At 62.0% G+C, this 18,528-nt stretch carries 15 protein-coding genes; 2 read left to right on the forward strand and 13 right to left on the reverse strand.

The window, feature by feature from the left end; translation table 11 throughout:
• Positions 1-203: 203 nt before the first annotated feature.
• A complete protein-coding gene (locus PspS04_RS13515; RefSeq protein ID WP_095168785.1) occupies positions 204-875 on the forward strand; it encodes a DUF3313 domain-containing protein in 672 nt (223 codons plus the stop codon).
• Between the two features lie 35 nt (positions 876-910).
• Here PspS04_RS13515 and PspS04_RS13520 read toward each other — a convergent pair whose 3' ends face one another.
• The 13 genes from PspS04_RS13520 to PspS04_RS13580 all read right to left on the reverse strand — a co-directional run bounded on the left by PspS04_RS13520 (position 911) and on the right by PspS04_RS13580 (position 17,592).
• Positions 911-3,427, reverse strand: coding sequence for a fused MFS/spermidine synthase (locus PspS04_RS13520; RefSeq protein WP_159995839.1), 2,517 nt, complete (start codon positions 3,425-3,427; stop codon positions 911-913).
• A 165-nt stretch (positions 3,428-3,592) separates the two neighbouring features.
• Positions 3,593-5,173 (reverse strand): arylsulfatase, encoded by a 1,581-nt coding sequence (locus PspS04_RS13525; RefSeq protein ID WP_095168783.1) that lies wholly within the window; start codon positions 5,171-5,173, stop codon positions 3,593-3,595.
• A 74-nt stretch (positions 5,174-5,247) separates the two neighbouring features.
• Entirely contained in the window at positions 5,248-6,276 is a 1,029-nt protein-coding gene (locus tag PspS04_RS13530; RefSeq protein ID WP_159995841.1) for an HAD family hydrolase, read from the reverse strand.
• The gene (locus PspS04_RS13535) at positions 6,273-7,604 is read right to left on the reverse strand and encodes a BatD family protein (RefSeq protein WP_159995843.1); all 1,332 of its coding nucleotides are present in this window, start codon (positions 7,602-7,604) and stop codon (positions 6,273-6,275) included. The genes PspS04_RS13530 and PspS04_RS13535 overlap by 4 nt, the downstream gene beginning before the upstream one ends.
• On the reverse strand, positions 7,601-9,178 hold the full coding sequence (locus PspS04_RS13540) for a VWA domain-containing protein (protein WP_159995845.1): 1,578 nt from the start codon (positions 9,176-9,178) through the stop codon (positions 7,601-7,603). Before PspS04_RS13540 ends, PspS04_RS13535 begins: the two co-directional genes overlap by 4 nt.
• A 1-nt stretch (position 9,179) precedes the next feature.
• Positions 9,180-10,172 (reverse strand): vWA domain-containing protein, encoded by a 993-nt coding sequence (locus tag PspS04_RS13545; protein ID WP_159995847.1) that lies wholly within the window; start codon positions 10,170-10,172, stop codon positions 9,180-9,182.
• Entirely contained in the window at positions 10,159-10,761 is a 603-nt protein-coding gene (locus tag PspS04_RS13550; protein WP_159995849.1) for a DUF4381 domain-containing protein, read from the reverse strand. The genes PspS04_RS13545 and PspS04_RS13550 overlap by 14 nt, the downstream gene beginning before the upstream one ends.
• Positions 10,758-11,699: a DUF58 domain-containing protein gene (locus PspS04_RS13555; RefSeq protein WP_159995851.1), complete on the reverse strand. Its 942-nt coding sequence runs from the start codon at positions 11,697-11,699 to the stop codon at positions 10,758-10,760. Before PspS04_RS13555 ends, PspS04_RS13550 begins: the two co-directional genes overlap by 4 nt.
• 10 nt (positions 11,700-11,709) lie before the next feature.
• A complete protein-coding gene (locus tag PspS04_RS13560) occupies positions 11,710-12,690 on the reverse strand; it encodes an AAA family ATPase (RefSeq protein WP_159995853.1) in 981 nt (326 codons plus the stop codon).
• Between the two features lie 159 nt (positions 12,691-12,849).
• Positions 12,850-13,755, reverse strand: coding sequence for a transporter (locus PspS04_RS13565; RefSeq protein WP_159995855.1), 906 nt, complete (start codon positions 13,753-13,755; stop codon positions 12,850-12,852).
• A gap of 43 nt (positions 13,756-13,798) precedes the next feature.
• A complete protein-coding gene (locus tag PspS04_RS13570) occupies positions 13,799-15,202 on the reverse strand; it encodes a DUF1254 domain-containing protein (protein WP_159995857.1) in 1,404 nt (467 codons plus the stop codon).
• Between the two features lie 24 nt (positions 15,203-15,226).
• Entirely contained in the window at positions 15,227-16,018 is a 792-nt protein-coding gene (locus PspS04_RS13575) for a hypothetical protein (RefSeq protein WP_095168773.1), read from the reverse strand.
• A 464-nt stretch (positions 16,019-16,482) separates the two neighbouring features.
• Positions 16,483-17,592 carry an RHS repeat-associated core domain-containing protein gene (locus PspS04_RS13580; RefSeq protein WP_159995859.1) on the reverse strand — a complete coding sequence of 370 codons (1,110 nt, stop codon included), beginning with the start codon at positions 17,590-17,592 and terminating at the stop codon, positions 16,483-16,485.
• A gap of 294 nt (positions 17,593-17,886) precedes the next feature.
• Here PspS04_RS13580 and tpx point away from each other — a divergent pair, with 294 nt between their 5' ends.
• Complete coding sequence (tpx, locus tag PspS04_RS13585; RefSeq protein ID WP_159995861.1) at positions 17,887-18,387, forward strand: thiol peroxidase; 501 nt, start codon at positions 17,887-17,889, stop codon at positions 18,385-18,387.
• Positions 18,388-18,528: the final 141 nt, after the last annotated feature.

The raw sequence follows: 18,528 nt of genomic DNA on the forward strand, positions 1-18,528 counted from the left end.
AGAGGCGCTGGCCATAAAGGCAGGCTTTTAGTGCTGTCGTGCAGCTTTGCTGCATGGGGTGCGTCTGTCAAATAGCGCTTGTGATCGATCCTACAGTTGTTTGTGAATTTTCAGAGCCTGTCACAGCAATCGTCTTAACTTTTGGCTATACCTGTAAGTCCGTTTGCCAGTACCGTTGTCGTCCTTTTGACAGGAGTTACCGAATGAAGCTTGCCCTCATGATGAGTACGCTGTGCATTGCCTCCCTTGGGGTAGTGGGCTGTTCCAGCACGATCACCAAGCCGGAAGACTATTCCGGGTTTCTCAAGGACTACAGCCAGCTCAAGGAGGCCAAGTCGCCGTCGGGCGTAGACGTGTTGCGTTGGGTCGACCCCAAGCTCGATATCAATAAGTACACCAGTGTCTATGTCGAACCCACCCAGTTCTATCCGCAGCCCAAGCCGACGGTGAAAATCCCGCAAAGCACGCTGTCAGGCATTACCAGCTACTACGACCAGGCGCTCAAGCGCGAGCTGGGTAAAAACCTGCCATTGGCCAACGGCCCGGGCCCGGGTGTGGTGGTGGTACGTGCGGCGATCACCGCTGTCAGCAGCCAGACCGAAGGCCTGAAAGCCTACGAGGTGATCCCGATTGCCCTGGTGGCAGCGGCGGTCAGCACCGCGACCGGTATTCGCGATCAGGAAACCGACCTGGCCACCGAAGCGGTGTTCCTCGACGGCAGCACCAACAAGGTGATCGCCCAGGTAGTCCGCAAGGGCACCGGCAGACCGCTGGAAAACGACTCGCAAGTGATGACCGCCAACGACGTGAAGAACGTGGTCGATGGCTGGGCCCACGACCTGGGCCAGTCGTACATCAAACTCAAGGCCAAGTAAGCGCCTGGATGGGAGCGAGCCGGCTCGCTCCCATATCACTGGCCGACAAACCAGCGCAAATACGGGTTGGCGGCATCCCCTTGCATCACCTCACGAATATCCCTGGCCCAGGCATCACGATCGCCATCGTAGGCGTGCAGGCTGGCGCGGTAGAACTGCATCAGGCGCTGCTGGTGGGCATTCATGCGTTCGATGAACGTGGCGTCGGCATTGCGCAGTTCCGGCGGGCGCCGCAGGTCGAGCAAGGCGGGGAGTACCCGGCTGATTTCCTTGGCGCGCACCCACGGTGCGTACTCGATGCGCGGCTGGTCGTCGGTGACGGGCAGGGCCTGGCCGGCGAACTGCTGCAGGCCCTGGCGATCGGTGACCCAGGTGGCCAACAGCGCCGCGGCCGAACTCACCCCGACATCCTGCAAGGTGCTGCGCACGGTTGCCTGGGCATAGCGTTGGGTGATCCGCGCCGCATCCAGCTCGATGGGGTCGAGCGAGCCCACCAGGAGCATTTCATGGAACTCGCTGGTCCACACGTTGGCGTACGGGAACACGTCAAGGAAGCTCTGTACCAACGCCCGTGAGTCGTCGATGTTCTGGGTTGGCAATGGCAGCCACTGGGCCACCAGGCCGTTCTTTTCCAGGCGGCTGGCAGCCAGTTGATAGAAGTCCCGCGAGTACAGGTTGACTACACCGGCCGCAGAGGGCGGTGGCGGCTCCAGGGTGATCAGGTCATAGGTCTGTTCGCTGCGCAGCAGTTCCTGGCGACCGTCGCGCAGGCGCACCTGCAGCGCCGGGTCGGCGGCGGCGTTGAAGTTGCCTTTGAACAACGGCGCGGCCTTGACCACCGATGGCAGCAGCTCGGCGACCACCCGCCGTTCCAGGCCCGGGTACTGCAGCAAGGCGCCGGCGGTGATGCCGGTGCCAAAGCCGATGACCAGGGCCGAACGTGGCTCGCCCTTGTGGATCAGCAGCGGCAGCAGGGCCTGGATCCGCATGTAGCGCAGCGACGGCATGGCATCGCCGGTGTTCGATACGCCTTGAATGTACAGGCGCTGGAACGCGCGCTGGCCCTTGCCCTGGGTGACCACGGCGACGGTGCCGCCACGACCTTCCTCATAGAACACCAATTCGCCGTTGCGCGCTCCTGGCAGCAGGCTCGCAAGCTTGTCCACCGGGGTCAGCAGCGCGACCCCCAGCGCCAGCACTCCGACAGCCACCACACCCTGGCGGGTGCCTTTGTGTACTGCGCTGCCACGGCTGACAGCCAGGTAACCGACGGCCGCAGCGACCAGTGCCAGCAGGCCCAGGGTGTGCACCAGGCCGAGCAGCGGTATCAGCACAAAACCGCAGAGCATCACCCCGACGATGCCACCCAGGGTATTGAACGCCACCACAGCACCGACATCCCGGCCCACCCGGTCATGGCCCACGCACAGGCGCAAGGCCAGGGGGAACGCGGCACCCAGGAGCAAGGTCGGGAGGAATACGATACTCAGGGCCGCCACGGCAAAACGGCTACTCATGGCCACCAACTCACTGGCGCCCAGGGCCAGCACCGCTGATTCGGCCTGGGTTTGCGCCAGCACCAGCCAACGTCCCAGCAGGGCTACTTCGAGCAGTGCCAACAGCCCCGCACCGGCAATCAACAAGCCGAACAGGCCCCATGGATCGCGTACCCGCGCCACGCGCCGGGCCATCCACACGCTGCCCAGGAACAACCCGCACAGGTAGGTCGCCAGGACCACGGCGAAGGCATAGGTGCGGGTACTCATGAATTGCACGATCGCTTGCGACCAGACCACCTCGTAGCCCAGCGCCACGCCACCGGCGATCGAGTACAGCCACAGTGCCAGGCGCGCGGGTGCGGCCTGGGGTGGGCGTTCCACGGGCGCCGCGATGGCCGTCAGCGGTTGGCGTTGAAACCACAACAGCGCGCCGGCGGCGACCAGCAGGTTGAGCATGGCCGCGGCAATGGCGCTGCCGCGCACGCCGAGGGCCGCGATCAGGACGAAGGCGGTCAGCAGGGTCCCGACGATGGCCCCGGCGGTATTCGCTGCATACAACTGGCCGCCGGCCTTGCCCAGTTGCTGTGGGTCGGCGGCCAGCGCGCGCACCAGCACCGGCAGGGTGCCGCCCATCAACACGGCGGGAATCCCCACCAGGGCAAACGGCAGCACCCAGGCTGCCAGTCCGATGTGCTCGGCCAGCCAACTGAATGGGCTGGCCGCCAGGCTCATGCCCACCGTGGCACCGACACCCAGCAGCGCCACCAGCACCTCCAGCCCGGCGTACAGCAGCACCGGCCGTTGCAGGCGGTCGGCCAGGCGCCCGAACAGCCAGCCGCCCAGGGCCAGTCCGGCGAAAAATGCGCTGATGCCGGTGGTGATGGCGTAGACCTCGACCCCGACCACCAGCGACAACTGCTTGATCCACAGCACCTGGTATACCAGCGCGGCAGCGCCCGAGACCAATAGCAGCAGGGCCGGGATCAACAACGCCGGGGCACTGGCGTGTGGGGCGGGAATGGCCGTCGACTTGCTGGCGACTCGTGAGGACATTGTTGGTTGCCTTGTACAGAACTTGAAAAATGTGGTGGACCCAGAGCACTGGCACCAAGGATGGTGAAGGCCATCGCGAGCAAGCCGCAAGCGGGCGCTCGCTCCCACAGGGGAAAAAGAAAAAACGCCGTTCACCGGTGAGGGTGAACGGCGGTGTAGCGGCTATTACTGTGCAGCTTTCATTTTTTCAGCGATTTTTGCATCTACCGCAGCGCGGATCTGGTCGACGCTGAAGCTCGCCGGTTTCTGGCTAGGTGGGTACTCGATGAACGTCTGCAGGAAGTGCGCAGACTTGGTCACCGCCTGGGCTACCAGGTAGACGTTTTTGGTGGTCCAGTCGTAGTACTGATCGGAAACCACGTCAGCACGCTCGTACGGGTCCATGCGCAGGTTGAAGATTTTTGGTACGCGCAGGCACACGAACGGCTCGCTCCAGACCTTGAAGCCGCCGGGTGCACGTTGTTCACAGAACACTGCTTTCCAGTTGCCGAAACGCATCGACACCAGCACGCCGTCGTCGTTGAAGTAGTAGAACTCCTTACGCTCGCCCTTGGGTTGCTGGCCGGTTACGTACGGCAGTTGGTTGAAACCGTCCAGGTGCACCTTGAAGCTGTTGCCACCGGCGACTGGCGCCCAGCCCTTGAGCAGCTTGTCCTTGACCCCGGTATCGCCAGCGGCAGCCAGCAGGGTTGGGAACCAGTCCAGGCCCGAGAACATCTCGTTGGACACTTCGCCAGCCTTGACCTTGCCCGGCCAGCGGATCATCGCCGGTACGCGATAAGCGCCTTCCCAGTTGGAGTTCTTCTCGTTGCGGAACGGCGTGGTCGCCGCGTCCGGCCAGGAGAACTGGTTCGGGCCGTTGTCGGTGGTGTAGACGACGATGGTGTTGTCGGTGATTTTCAGGTCATCGAGGGTTTTCAGCAGTTTGCCGACGTCGCCGTCGTGCTCGATCATGCCATCGGCATAGTCGTTGCCGGGCATGCCGCTCTGGCCCTTCATCGACTCACGCACGTGGGTGAACAAGTGCATGCGGGTGGTGTTCATCCAGACGAAGAACGGTTTGTCCGCCTTGGCCTGTTTCTCGATGAACGCCTGGGCGGCGGCGGTGGTTTCGTCGTCGATGGTTTCCATGCGCTTGGTGGTCAGCGCGCCGGTGTCCTCGATCTTGCCGTCGGCGAAGCTGTGGATCACGCCACGCGGGGAGTTGGCCTTGACGAACTCGGCATCATCCTTGGGCCAGTAAGGGCGCTCTGGCTCCTCTTCGGCGTTGAGGTGATACAGGTTGCCGAAGAACTCGTCGAAACCGTGGTTGGTCGGCAGGTACTCGTCCTTGTCGCCCAGGTGGTTCTTGCCGAACTGGCCGGTGGCATAACCCTGGGATTTCAGCGCCTGGGCGATGGTGATATCGCGGGCCTGCAGGCCAACGCTGGCGCCCGGGGCACCGACTTTCGACAGGCCGGTACGCAATGGCGTCTGGCCGGTGATGAACGATGAGCGCCCGGCGGTGCAGCTGTTCTCCGCATAGTAGTCGGTGAACATCATGCCTTCTTTGGCAATCCGGTCGATGTTCGGCGTCTTGTAACCCACCACGCCCATGGAATAGGCGCTGATGTTGGTCTGGCCGATGTCATCGCCGAAAATCACCAGAATGTTGGGTTTTTCTGCCGCCACGGCGGTCGCCGAGATGGCCATGACCGAAGTCGCCACCAGGGCGAATTTCGGCAGCCACTTTTGTATGCGAGTCATCTGACTTGCTCCTTGTGCTTACTGGAGTCGTGTTGGAGTACGACGAACGTTTACTGCGATCCTGCCTACGTCTTTTACTTCTTTTGCTCAGTTGTGCCGGTGTCGAACGGATAGATCCGGTTCCATTCGGTGCTCATGTCGACGACACTCCAGCCGCGTTTGTTGGCTTCATCCAGGGCCTTGTCCAGGCGACCGATGTTCGACTGCCGGTCGTAGGCCCATTCACGCTTTGCATCGGTATGGTGGACCAGGCCCATGAACCTTTTACCGGGGCCGGCAGCCGTCCACTGGAGCATTTGCAGGTCACCGTCGGAGTTGCCGAAGGCGAGAATCGGCTGGCGCCCGATGACCTGCTGGATGCTTTCCGGTTTACCCGGGCCATCGTCGTTGTGGGCCAGTTTGGGCAGGCGCAGGATCGAGGCGTCGTTGCCATTGAGCTGGAACTGCGTGGCAAAGGTGGTGCCGATCACTTGCTCCGGTGGAATGCCGTAGACCTGCTCGGCGAAGGCGCGCATGAACTCGACTTCACCGCCGGACACGATGTAAGTCTTGAAGTCCTGGCTGCGCAGGTAGTCGAGCATCTCCAGCATCGGCTGGAAAATCATCTCGGTGTAGGGCTTGCCGGTCTTCGGATGGCGGGCCTGGCTCAGCCAGGTCTTGGCGTTATCCATGAAGGCGGCGGTGGTGATGCCGGTATGGGTCGCGCCGATGATCTTCATCAGGCCATCCATGCCGCTGGCGGCCAGGGCCTGGTGGTCGTTCTCGAGGACCGCCTTGAACGGCTGCTCGGTTTTCCATTGCGGATGCTGGGGCGCCATGCGCTTGACTTCCTCCAGGGCGAACAGCACCTGGAAGTACATCGGCTGTTCGCTCCACAGCGTACCGTCGTTGTCGAACACGGCGATGCGCTCGGCCGGCTTGACGTAGTCCTTGGAGCCTTCGGTGGTCACGGCCTGGACAAATTCGATGATGCTTTTTTTCGACGGGCCATCGTTCCAGGAGGGCAGCGGCTCGGCCGCCAGTGCCAAGAGCGGCAGGCTCAGGGCCAGGCTCAGCAGGAGCTTGAAGGCGTGACGTTGGCGGGGGGCAGCGTGGTTCGTCATGAAAAGTCCTTATCGTGACCGGGGTTCAAGGGGCGCAAGGCCGAGGAGTGCGTCGCGTTGGCAGTTACCGCCTGATCATGCAGCGTAGCCAAGGATTGCTTGAATTGCGGCAATGCCTGGTTTTCCGCCGGCTGGCGCCCATACCGCCCACGCAACAGCGCCTGCACGTTGTTGCCCAGGCCGCCGATCCCCAGGCCCAGGCGGCTGCGCCGGGCCCAGAGGTACAGCGCGCTCAAATGCGGCGGCTGGCCGTCGAGTTGTTCGGGGATCTGCTTCCAGGCGTAGTCGGCAGAGGCCTGCCAGGCGGCATGGCGTGCGTTGCGACGCTCTTGGAGGGCGCGCCAGGCCCGCAGGCACCAGGGCTGCAACAGGTAGCCGGCGGTGGCCAGTATTGCCAGCAGCACTACCAGCATCAGCCAGTGCCGCGAGAGGTGGAAGCGGCCCTGTTGCCCCAGTTGCTTGAGGTCCTGAGTAATCGAAAACACCGGCCGATAGCTGGCGTTGGCCGCAGCCTCGAAGGTCACTGCCGGAACTTCGGCGCTACGTGCCTGTTGGGTGCTGGCGTCCCACCAGTGCATCTGGATGGCCGGCAGGCTGTAGTGTCCCGGGCGTTGCACCTGGTAGACGACGCTATCGATCCGCTGGCCGCCGCTGATGTGGCCGCGGCCATCGTCGAGGTTGCTGACTTGCGCAGTCTTGGGATAGCGCTTGAGGCCGTCGACCTCGCCCAGGGGCGGCGCTGGCAGGGCCATCGCCAATGCACCGTCGGCCTGCAGGGTCAGTTGGCGGGTGAGGGTGTCACCGACCTTGAGTGCCGGCGATGACTGCTGGAGTACCTGGGTCAAGCGCACGCCCTGGGCCACCAACACCGCTTCGCCGGGCTTGAACCCGGGAGGCTGCTGGGCGATGAAGTGCAGGGGTTGGCTTTGCGCGCTCAGTGGCTGGCTGGCCTGGCCGGGCGTGGCCTGTACGGTCAATGCCGGGATGTCGAAGCCCTGGGCCTGGTTCGGGGTGATCAGGTAGAGGTAGCGCATGCCGAAGAAGGTTTTGCCCTCCAGGGTCTGCGTGGTGTGCTGGGCTTCGCCGTTGGGCGGCATCACCAACGCGCCCGGCAGCTTCAGCTCCGGCAGGGTCGGGGCGCTGGTGAACCAGCTGTCGGTCAGCACATCGACCTGCAATTGCACGACGCCGCCCACCATCACCGCAGCGCCAGGCTGCAGTTGGGCCTGCACCCGCAGTTCGGGTTCAGCCGCCAGCACACGGCCGGTCAACAGGCACAGCAGCAGGGCGCCGCTGGCGGTGAAACACTTCGCGAGTCTGCTGCTCATGGCTTGCCCGCCTGATCCTGGAGGCTGAACTTTTGCTTGAGGAACTTGGCCGGCGAGGTGGTCAGGTTCTGCAGCCACAGCTCATCGGAAGTCGCCTGCTGGGTCTCTAGCGATTTGCTCTGGCCCTTGCCCTTGGGCTTGTCGTATTTGACTTCGTCGGGCTTGACCTCCGGGGTGTTCTGCTGCGCGCTGTCGGTGTCTTTTTCCAGGGCGATGGCCAGCGCCAGGTTGGCCGTGGCCTCGGGGAACTGTGGCTGTAGCTTCAATGCCTGGGTGTAGGCGGCAATCGCCTGGTCGAACTTGAAGCGCCGCACATAGATGTTGCCCAGGTAAAAGTACGCCTGGGGCGTGTCGAGACGGGCGAAACTGGCCAGTGCCAGGTCATAGTCGGCGGCGTTGTAGGCGGCGATTCCCTTCCAGTACGGGTCCTGGAACAACTGGGCGGCAGCGGGAAAGTGCTGGTGCTCGAAGGCCCAGCGGCCTTGCTGGTCGCGGGTGAAAAACGCGTCGGTGAGGGCGTTGGCCTGGCTCTCTGGCGCCTGCAAACCCAAGCCCAGGCCCAGCAGCAGCGCCGCCGCCCAGTTCAGGCTCCAGCCCCGGCGCACGCTGAAAAAGGCCAGCAGCAACAGCGGCCAGCACAACCAGTAGCCGGCGTCTTTCCAGTGCAGTTCACGCTGTTCGGCGCTGGCATTCTGGAAATGTTGCTGGGCATGCAACTCGATCCAGTCCAGGTCGTCGTCGTTGAGGGTCAGGCTGCCCAACGGGGCGTCGGTGGCAGCGGCCAGTTGCTTGAGGGCGGCCTGATCGAAACTGCCCAGGGTCGGGCGGCCATTGCTGTCGGTGCGGGGCTGGCCGTTGGCGTCGGTGATGATCCCGCCATCGCTACTGCCCACGGCCAGCACCAGTACCTGCAACTGACTGTTGTCCAGCAGCTTGTCGAGATTGCCCAGTTGGCTGGTGTCGGCGCCGTCAGTGATCAGCAGTAGGGTGCCTGGGGCTTTTTCCGCCACCAGCAAGCGCTTGGCCTGTTCGATCACGCCGGCGACATCCTTGCCCGGTTTGTTCAGCAACTCGCTGCCCAGGGCCTGGATGAAGCTGTCGAGCAACGCCGGGTCATCGGTCGGTGGGAGCACCAGGTGGGCGCTGCCGGCGTAGGCAATCAGCCCGGTGCGTGCGCCGCTGCGGCGCTGGACCAGGTCATGCAGCTTGTGTTTGGCCGCTTCCAGGCGAGTCGGCTGGACATCGCTGGCGTCCATCGAGGGCGACAGGTCGAGGGCGATGATCAGCGGCGCGCGGTTTTCCAGGAAGTCCGGGCGATCGCGCTCCCAGGTCGGGCCCGCTGCGGCGATGGCACCCAGCACCAAGGTGGCGCAGACCAGATGGACCGGGCGCAGGCGATGGCTGTCCTCGGGGGTGATCAGCAGGTGCGGCAGCAGGTGCGGGGCAATGTTGCTGCCCAGGCGCCGCCGCAGGTCGCGGCTGCGGCGCCAGAGCAGCGGTAGCAGGGCGCCGAACAGCGCCAGCAAGAGCCAGAGTGGGCGCAGGAAGTGCAAGTCGCTGAGGTTGATTTCCATCTCAAGCCTCCTGGCGCGATGGGGCGCTGCGAAGGCGAGGCCAGAGCAGGGCGAGCAGGTGATAGACGGCCAGCAGCGCGATAGCGGCCCCCAGGGGGATCCAGAACAGGTCGCGCTTGGGCTGGTGACTGAAGTGCTGCTCCTGATGGGGGGTGATCTGGTCGAGGGTGCTGTAGACCTGATCCAGGGCTTGGCGGTCTTCGGCGCGGAAGAACCGCCCGCCGGTGGCCGTGGCGATCTGCTGCAGGCCTTGCAGGTTGACCTTGGCTTCGCCGTCGGCATTGGGGTCGCCGATGCCGATGGTGTGAATCACCACGCCCTTGGCCGCGGCCATGCTGGCGGCGTGGTCCGGGGTGATCGCACTGCTGGTGTCATTGCCATCGGTCAGCAGGATCAGGACTTTTTCCTGTTCGTGGGCCTGGTCGAGCATCTTCAACGCCAGGCCAATGGCATCGCCGATCGCGGTATTGGGCCCGGCCATGCCGATGCCGGTGTCATCGAGCAACAGCGCCAGGCTGGCATGGTCCAGGGTCAGCGGTGCTTGCGGGTAGGCGCCGCTGCCGAACACGATCAGGCCCAGGCGATCGTCCTTGCGGCGGTCGATGAAGCCGTGGACCACTTCCTTGACGGCTGCCAGGCGATCGATTTTCTGGCCATTGGTATCGCTGTAGTCGGTGGTTTCCATGGACTGGGAAATGTCGATGGCGAGCATCAGGTCGCGCACCGGTTGCTGGCGTTCGATAGGTTTTTCCACCAGCACCGGGCGCGCCACGGCCACCACCAGCAGGGTCCAGACCAGCAGGTTCAGGGCCAGTTGCCAGCGATTGCTGCGGCTGCCGGTCTGGCTCGGCGCCTGGCCGACGGCGCGGCTCATGGCGGCGAAAAACGGCACCCGCACGGCACTGCGCGCTTCGCGGTAGTCGGGCAGGAAGTGATAACCCAGCCAGCAGAGCGGGAGCAGCAGCAACAACCAGGGGTAATCAAGCTGCCACATGATGATGCTCCAGCCAGTGTTTGCAGGTGCTGAACAGCTGAATTCGCTGCGCTGCCGGCAACGCCAGCAGGACTGTATCCGGGGCGTAGGCCAGGGTTGCCAGTTGCTGGCTGAAATCGGCGGGTAACGGCTGCGCGCTGTGTCGCACCAGAAATGCTTGCCAATCCTCACCGCCCAGAGCCGCAACCTGTAGGAGCGAGCTTGCTCGCGAAGGCGCCCGACTATTCACCCTGGATGTCGACTGAGCGGCCGCTTTCGCGAGCAAGCTCGCTCCCACATTAGTATTTGCATTGCAGTCGTTGGAGCCCCGGGAAGGCATCGACAGCGCTACGCGCTTGAGCAGCTCCGGCAATTCGCGCAGGGCGGCCAGTGGGTCACTGCTGCGTTGCAGTTCCGCCAGGCGTGCGAGGGCTTCACGTCGATAGCGGTCCCGGCGCCATAACCAGTAGCGCCGGCCGGCCCACGCCAGCAATCCCACCAGCAGCAGGCCGAGCAGTAGCCACCAACCCCAGGTTTGCGGCAGATAGCTGACCGGCGCTGGCAGGCCCAATTCAGTGAGTTGCTCGATGCTGGGGACGTGCGCAGTCATGGCCGGCCTCCGAGCTTGCCCAGCTCGGCGCGCAATTGTTCATGGGCTGCCTGGGCGGTGCTGAACATCATCAAGGGCACCTGGCTGCGGCGCAGCAGGCTGGCGACATCCTTGAGCCGGCCGCTGAGGAAGTCCCCCAGGGGCTGATGGACCTGCCGCTGGGCCACCGCCAGCTCCACCTGCAATTGACCCTGGGTCACCAGCAGGTGGCCGTTTTTTGGCAGATTCAGTGCCAGTGGGTCATAGACCTGCATGGCGATCACATCGTTGTGGGCGCTGAGCTGGCGCATCAGTTGCAGGGTGCGCGGACCGGCGCCGGCAAAGTCACTGATGATGCAGATCAGGTGATCGTGTCCGGCCACGGCCAGGCAGTGCTGCAAGACCTTGTCCAGTTGGTCCTCGCCTTCGCGATCGGGGTTGTGGGCGCTGAGTTCCTGGTTCTGCTGGGCGATGCGATTGCACAGCGCCTCGATCCGTTTGCGGCTGCGCAACGGGCCAATGCTGTCGATCCGCTGATCGTTGAACACCAGACCGCCGACCCGGTCGCCGGCATTGAAGACCATCCAGGCCGCCAGCGCGCCGAGCTCGGCGGCCAGGGCCGACTTGAAGCTGCGCTGGGAGCCAAAGAACATCGACATGCGCTGGTCGACCAGGATCAGCGCCGGGCGATCACGCTCTTCGGTGAAGGTGCGCACTACCGGTTTGCCGGTCCGCAGGGAGGCGCGCCAGTCCAGGTGCCGCAGGTCATCGCCGGGCTGGTAGCGGCGCAGTTCGTCGAAGTTCAGGCCACGCCCGCGCAGACGCGAGGCGTGGTTGCCCGCCAGGATGCTGCCCTGGGGCTGGCGCGCGAGGAAACTCAAGTCGGCGGCCTGGTACTGCAGCGCCATCAATTGCGCCAGCGACACGTACACCAGGCCATCCAGTTCCTGAGTGTTCATGGGCATCACCTCAAGCCGGGACCGCGACTTTGTCGAGCAGGCGGTCGAGCACCTGATCGGCCGTCACGCCATCGGCCACGGCGTCGTAGCTCAATTGCAGGCGATGGCGCAGCACCGGATGGACCACGGCGCGCACATTGTCCGGGGTGACGAAGTCCTGGCCTTGCAGCCAGGCATCCGCGCGTGCGCAGCGATCCAGGCCAATGCCGCCACGCGGGCTGGCGCCGATGGCGATCCAGCGGCCGAGGTCGGCGTCGTAGTCGGCCGGGTGGCGGGTGGCATTGATCAAATCGATCAGGTAGCGATCGATGGCCGGCGCCACGCTGATGGCACTGACTTCACGGCGTGCAGCAAAGATCACTTCCTGGCTCAGGGTAAATCCTGCTGGCGCCGCGGTCTTGGCGCCCAGGGCCTGCTCCTCTTCACGCAGCAGGCGCAGGACCTGGCTTTCGTTGTCCGCGCTCGGGTAATCCAGCAGGACCTTCATCAGGAAGCGGTCCATCTGCGCTTCGGGCAGCGGGTAGGTGCCTTCCTGTTCGATCGGATTCTGGGTCGCGACCACAATAAACAGCTCGGGCAGCACGTGGCTGTTGCCGGCCACGGTGATCTGGCGTTCCTCCATGGCTTCGAGCAGCGCCGCCTGGACCTTGGCCGGGGCCCGGTTGATTTCGTCCGCCAGGATCAGGTTGCCGAACAACGGGCCTGGCTGGAACTGGATCTGGTTCTGCCCGTCGACCTGGTGCAGCACCTCGGCGCCGGTGATGTCGGAGGGCAGCAGGTCAGGGGTGAACTGGATCCGGCTCATCTTCGCATCCAGGTGCTTGGCCAGCGCCTTGACGGTGCGGGTCTTGGCCAGTCCAGGCAAGCTTTCGAGCAGCAGGTGGCCGTTGGCCAAGAGACCGAGCATGATCTGGCGGATGACCTGATCCTGGCCAAGTACCGCTTCGGCAATGCTGGCTTGCAGGGCGTTGATGTCATTAAGCGCTGTCATGGGACGGTCCTTTGCGTAGACGGGTTAAAACATGAACGTTGGCATAACCGGGATAAACGATAGACCCAAGTTTCAACTACCACTAATAAGATCATCCCGGTGAATGGCCAAAGACTGGACCCGGACGTATCCTTGAAGATCCCATCGCTCAGCTCTCTCTTACCAGGCGTACTGAAGACGCAAGGTCCAGGTGTTGACGTCCGGCGAACCGCTGCGTTCGGCGACGGTGTCGGAATAGGCGATCAGGCCGCCGAACTGCGGCGAGAGCATAAAGCCCAGGCTGGCGCCGAGGATGCCGTTCTCTTGCTTGTTGTCCTGCCAGTCACCGTTGATCCGGGTTTCGCCGCCGCGGTTGTAGGTGGCATCCAGCGATGCCCACAGCGCACGGTTGAAGGTGTAGCTGTAGTGTCCTTCAATGGCGTATAGGGCCTTTTGTTCGAGCGTGCCGTCGCCGTGGTAGTCATCGTTGTCGCCGTACAGCGAGACGTAGGTGTTGAGCTCCAGCCAGGTCGGGCCGATTGGCGTGCCAAAGGCAATTTCCGGCTTGAAGGCCCAGCGGTTGGCGCCGATGTTGATCACCCGGTTCTTGTCATAGTCGCCCGTGGGGGCGGTGACCCAGAGTGCGCCGGTGAGGAAGGTTTCCGGGGTCCAGTTGGCAAACTCCTCCTGGGTCAGCGCCGGGCCGCCGAAGATATTGTGCACCAGCACTACCTGGGTGTCGGCCATGCCGCCGTTGCGCTTGGTGCCCTTGAAGAACTCGGCGTTGTCGAACGAGGCGCAGATGTCGGCGTAAGGCTGCAGGACCTGGATCGCGCTGTTGCGCCCGTCAATGGCGAACGAGCGGGCAAATCGGGCGATGTACAGGTCGGCATTGACCGACAGGCCGTCTAGCGGCAACGCGGTGTCGATCGGGGTGTTGCTGTCGATCCGGTTGTAATAGCCGAAGACCATGTTCAGGTCGGTCGGCAGGTTCTGCCAGTCCCGGGCGTTGTCGGCAGCGGCGAGAACAGGTGTCAACGCCAGGGTGAAGACGCCCAAGCGACCCAGTTTGGAGGTAAAACCCATCGCTGTGCTCCTTGCAGAAGGTAATTCGGCTGGGCCGGCTTGATCAGTTGATCGGTGTCAGTGCTGGCTGTTTCCACTGGCCATTGGCGACTTCGGGCTTGGGCAGGTACAAGCGCAATACCGCATAGAACGGGCCGTGGGGTGCTGGCAACCAGTTGCTGCGCTGCTCCTTGAGTGGCACCGAGTGCTGCACGTAGAGGGTCAAGCCGCCATCGGCATCGCGCTTGAGGTTGGGCAGCATGCGTGAATTGATCAGGTAGCGTTGCTGGTGGTTGGCTACCAGCAGCTTGCTCTTGCCGTCGTACATGGTCAGCGACCAGAAGGCATCCGCCGGCGGCAATTGGTCCTTGGCAAAGTGCAGGGTGTAGCTGTGCTTGGCGCCGTTGGCCGGTTTGCCGCTGCTGTCGACGAAGTAACCGATATACGCCGCTTCATCGGCGGAGTTGCCGAAGATGCCCATGTTGGCGCCCGCGTAGCGGTACAGGTAGTTGTTGTTCAGGTGATCACGGGTGCCGAAGAAGTCGCCGCTGACGACCTGATGGGTGTCCACCTGGTCTTTCTTGAAGGCGGCGAACTCGGCCTTGGCGTCACTGATGCCATCGTCCAGGGCCTTGCGTTGTTCGACACTGAGGGTCTTGAGGTCGAACGGCTGGCCGGCAACGATGCCGATCCTGGCGAAACGCGCGAGCAGGTCTTTCTCGGAGTCCTGGGCCGGGGCGAAGGCCAGCATGAAATTCAGGTAGCGGAACAGCTCCGGGCTGTCGGTCATGCTGGCGGTCGGTTTCGGCCAACTGATCTTCGCCGGGGTCGCCGGTGCCGGTTGCTTGAGGTATTGGCTCAGGGTCTGGACCTTGTAGTTGCCCTGGATTTTCCGGACCTTTTCCAGGTCTTTGTCATCGAACAGTTGGGTGCGATAGAGGGCGTAGGCGATGTTGCTTTCGCTGCGCACCACGCGATCGATGTTGACCGGTTGCTGGCCTTTCCAATCCGGCCCGACCACCATGAAGTGTCCGCCTTTGTTACCGGTGCTGCGGGTGCCCAGGTACGCGAAGTTGTGCGTGAAGAGGTCGATCAGTTGCACCGAGTAATAACGCTCCTCGGCTATCTGCGGCAAAGTCAGGACCAGCGGTTCGGCGCGCAGGTCCATCCACACGAAGGAGTAGGGGGTGTCCGAGTTGGGCGTGACAAACGCAGTGTCCTTGGGCGTGAACACCTTGGCGGTGTTGCCGATACGGTTGAACGGTGCCTTGAAATTCGCCCCTGTCTTGTCCACGGCCTGGGTGTACAGGGTCTTGTACATCTCCACCACCGGGAAGCCGTAGAGGTAGGCCTCCTTGGCGATCCCGCGGGCCTCTTCGGGGCTGGCCGTGAAATCGGCCCAGGCGCTGGCGCTGAGCAGCAGCGAGACGCCAGCGAGCAACAGACGGGTCGGTTTTGCAAAAGTCATGGCACTGTCCTGTGGGTCGCGCGGTTATTTGCCGAAGGTCACGTTGATGCCGGCAAACAGCGTGAACTGCGGCAGGCCATCGCCCTTGCGCTCGACCGTCCATTGCGGTTCAACGAAGGCGTTGATGATGTTGCTGCCGGATTTCCAGGCCTTGCCCGCACCAAAACCGATGGGGATGTAATGGGTGTTGTTCTTCAGGTCGAAGGTCCAGGTGCCCGTGGAGCGCAGGTACCAGCCTTTTTCCAGGTTGTGCATGAGAAAAGGCTGCAAGGTGGCGGTTTCGACGTGTGCCCGGTCGTGGTCACCAGCGAACGAGCTTTGATACTGCACCAGTGCGCCCAGCAGGCCACGGGGCGTCGCATCGATGGCCACGGCGGCCAGGCCAGCCTGCCATTTGCCGGTGCCCAACTCATCCTGTTCGGCGGTCGGCGCGGTGATCTGCGGGCCGATGCCCAACTGCACGCCTTCGGTCTTGAGCAGGAAAATGTCGAACAGGTTCAGATCACCGATGCCGGTGCTGTAGCCACTGTGTGGATCGGGGCGGGTACTGATGGGCAGGGTCGCGCGCAGCAACTGCGGGACTGCGATGAAGTCATTGGCGGCCATCGGCAAGGTGCCGCGCAACAAGGCATCGTTGGTGTGGGCGTTGCTGTCGAAGAGTTGCGGGGTGTAGTAGTCCTGAAGGTTGGCGCCGGGCGCCAGGCTCAGCGGGTTGTTGCTCTTGTTGGCGGTCTCGGCGTTGTCGGCCAGCGCACCAGCAGCAGGCAGCAGTGTGACGGCCAGCAGCAGGACGCTGCTTGAAATTCCCTTTGACATCGTTCCTTCATATCCCTGTTGGCTCGATTGATGGTCGATTGCTTTGTAGTATTTATTCTGGAGGGCCGTAGGACGAGTCAGGCTTGGTTAGCATTAAACACGGTAACGACCGCTCGTCGTCATTAAATATTTCGATATGTGTCGCAGTTCACCTAAATTTCTCGGGCGAAAGTCATTTGAATCATTGGCTTAGGTGATGAGATTACGGTAATGCCCTGATGGTTGGGACGGCCCTTGGGCGCGGTTTCGATGGAAGGTTGGCGCTGATGCCGGTAGATGGAAATCACGATCAAGGACAAAGCGCGTACATCCGACTACGTCCGGGATTTCTGCCTTGAAGGTCGCCATTTTTTGAAGGTTACCCCGGGGCGCATCATCCTTTAGTTTGAGTTTCGATGGGATGGGGAGCTATACCGATCCGGCAACTTTTGCGGCCAACGATGAAGCGGAAGTACTGATCAGTATCAAATGGGCGATCTGGCTCTTGGGCGGCGGATACTTGAAGTATTCAGTCGTTTCGTGTGTTTTGTGATGTACTTTGCTCGATTAAGTACACTCTGATGAAGCTTGATAATGTTGGTTATTTTAATGGTTTGATCTGTCGCTGATAGCATCTGATGGGTGTATTTGCTTATTGCGCTGTCGAAGTGTCCGGTGTAAAGGTAAGTGTCTCCACCATTAGGTAGCAAAATGGCATCCCCTGCTTGGGGGATGCCTCCTTTGAATTGAAATGTCTCTGCATTGTCATTGAAGTAATTGAAGCGGTTGTGTGCGTGTTCTACGCTTTGCACCCGGCCAGGGGTCAGCGAATATGTGAGATCTTTACTGTTAAACAGATTTTCAGCATCGCTTATCAATTTTGTTGATTGTGCTGGAAATTTTGGGTTGCTCACAAGCTGGATGGTTTTTTTAAACATTTGTATGGCGTGATCTGGTTGAGCACTTTTTACCAGTGCCGGTAGCCCGGTGTTGCTGTTTATCGCGGGTGCTGATGTGTGTGGCATGGGCAGATACTTGAAGTAGTACGCAAGTAAAGATCCCGGGGCATGCCCTGAGGGGTCTTGTAAATTTATAGGGTTGTGTGAGCAGTATGAATAAGCATTAAATCCACCGTCTCCAAATGGACTCCAACTGTCTGGGCTGTTAAATCGCATCAACACCGGATTAAACGCCCGATAACCATTGCCCAACAGATAGTGCCCGGTCACTGGATCCCGCCGCTCACCATTGAACCCCAGCAGGCTCAGCAATCCGCTGTCGGCGGGGTGATGACCATAAGGTGAGTAGGCGATGGGATGACGTACACCGCCACCAAGTGTATGCAGCACCGAACGCTGCTGGTCTGTGGCCAGTAATGTGGCCGTCATTTGATCCCCGTTACGTTGCAGCTGCGCCAGCAACTGGTCGTCGTGCTGAATAATCGTGTGCCGCAACAGCCCTTGGATTTCCGTGGCCAGTCTGCTCTTGCAGTAAAAACGTTGCAGCGGTGACTGCCCGGACGGTGAGGTAGCGACGAGCCGGTCCAGCGGATCGTAGCGGTAGTAGCAGAGTACGAAGGCACGGTCTGCAGGCATGGCGCGAGGTCCTCTGTGCTCATGATTGCGGGCCTTCAGGTTGGGCGTCGGCGCCAGCGTTGTCTACTGGCAGAACTGCTAGGGAATGCTGTGCGTAAGGGGTGGGGGCGGATTGTCAATGCCGAAGGGGAGGCCGCAGGTCGCGCCAATTTCAGGGGGCATACTTCGCGGTCAGTACAAGGAATTGTCTGACAGCTTGCTGGGGTAGGCTCACTGGCACATTCGTGGTTAACTTTGGCTCCTCGCAACACCAGACGATTGTTCATAACCACTGCATTAATAAGGATACTGTTCATGGCTCAAGTCACTCTCAAAGGCAACCCAGTCCAGGTCAACGGCCAACTGCCACAAGCCGGTGCCAAGGCACCAGCCTTTTCCCTGGTTGCCGGCAATCTGTCGGACGTGACCCTGGCGGACTTCGCCGGCAAACGTAAAGTGCTGAACATTTTCCCAAGCGTCGACACCCCGACCTGCGCGACCTCGGTGCGTACCTTCAACGCCCAGGCCAATGACGTGGCCAACACCGTGGTGCTGTGCATCTCGGCTGACCTGCCGTTCGCCCAGGCCCGCTTCTGCGGCACCGAAGGCCTGGAAAACGTGCAGAACCTGTCCACCCTGCGGGGTGCCGAGTTCATCGAAAACTACGGCGTAGCGATTGCCGACGGTCCACTCAAGGGCCTGACTGCCCGTGCCGTGGTAGTGCTGGACGAAAACGACAACGTGCTGCACAGCGAGCTGGTGAAAGAAATCGCCGAAGAGCCTAACTACGCAGCAGCGTTGGCCGTTCTCAAGTAATAGGCTTTACAATTATTCACGGCCTGGCTCTGTCCAGGCCGTTTTCATTTGTGCTTCAGTAATTTAGCAAACACTCGCAAAAGTCAGCTGAAGGTAAATTGCCGGTAAAGGCGCTTTGCTAAAAGGCCTCTAGTGCTTATC

This window comes from Pseudomonas sp. S04 (assembly GCF_009834545.1).
Lineage (GTDB): Bacteria > Pseudomonadota > Gammaproteobacteria > Pseudomonadales > Pseudomonadaceae > Aquipseudomonas.

Coding starts and splice junctions, on each gene's coding strand:
- PspS04_RS13515 (WP_095168785.1), top strand. CDS start 204: ATGAAGCTTGCCCTCATGATGAGTACGCTGTGCATTGCCTCCCTTGGG.
- PspS04_RS13520 (WP_159995839.1), bottom strand. CDS start 3,427: ATGTCCTCACGAGTCGCCAGCAAGTCGACGGCCATTCCCGCCCCACAC.
- PspS04_RS13525 (WP_095168783.1), bottom strand. CDS start 5,173: ATGACTCGCATACAAAAGTGGCTGCCGAAATTCGCCCTGGTGGCGACT.
- PspS04_RS13530 (WP_159995841.1), bottom strand. CDS start 6,276: ATGACGAACCACGCTGCCCCCCGCCAACGTCACGCCTTCAAGCTCCTG.
- PspS04_RS13535 (WP_159995843.1), bottom strand. CDS start 7,604: ATGAGCAGCAGACTCGCGAAGTGTTTCACCGCCAGCGGCGCCCTGCTG.
- PspS04_RS13540 (WP_159995845.1), bottom strand. CDS start 9,178: ATGGAAATCAACCTCAGCGACTTGCACTTCCTGCGCCCACTCTGGCTC.
- PspS04_RS13545 (WP_159995847.1), bottom strand. CDS start 10,172: ATGTGGCAGCTTGATTACCCCTGGTTGTTGCTGCTGCTCCCGCTCTGC.
- PspS04_RS13550 (WP_159995849.1), bottom strand. CDS start 10,761: ATGACTGCGCACGTCCCCAGCATCGAGCAACTCACTGAATTGGGCCTG.
- PspS04_RS13555 (WP_159995851.1), bottom strand. CDS start 11,699: ATGAACACTCAGGAACTGGATGGCCTGGTGTACGTGTCGCTGGCGCAA.
- PspS04_RS13560 (WP_159995853.1), bottom strand. CDS start 12,690: ATGACAGCGCTTAATGACATCAACGCCCTGCAAGCCAGCATTGCCGAA.
- PspS04_RS13565 (WP_159995855.1), bottom strand. CDS start 13,755: ATGGGTTTTACCTCCAAACTGGGTCGCTTGGGCGTCTTCACCCTGGCG.
- PspS04_RS13570 (WP_159995857.1), bottom strand. CDS start 15,202: ATGACTTTTGCAAAACCGACCCGTCTGTTGCTCGCTGGCGTCTCGCTG.
- PspS04_RS13575 (WP_095168773.1), bottom strand. CDS start 16,018: ATGTCAAAGGGAATTTCAAGCAGCGTCCTGCTGCTGGCCGTCACACTG.
- PspS04_RS13580 (WP_159995859.1), bottom strand. CDS start 17,592: ATGCCTGCAGACCGTGCCTTCGTACTCTGCTACTACCGCTACGATCCG.
- tpx (WP_159995861.1), top strand. CDS start 17,887: ATGGCTCAAGTCACTCTCAAAGGCAACCCAGTCCAGGTCAACGGCCAA.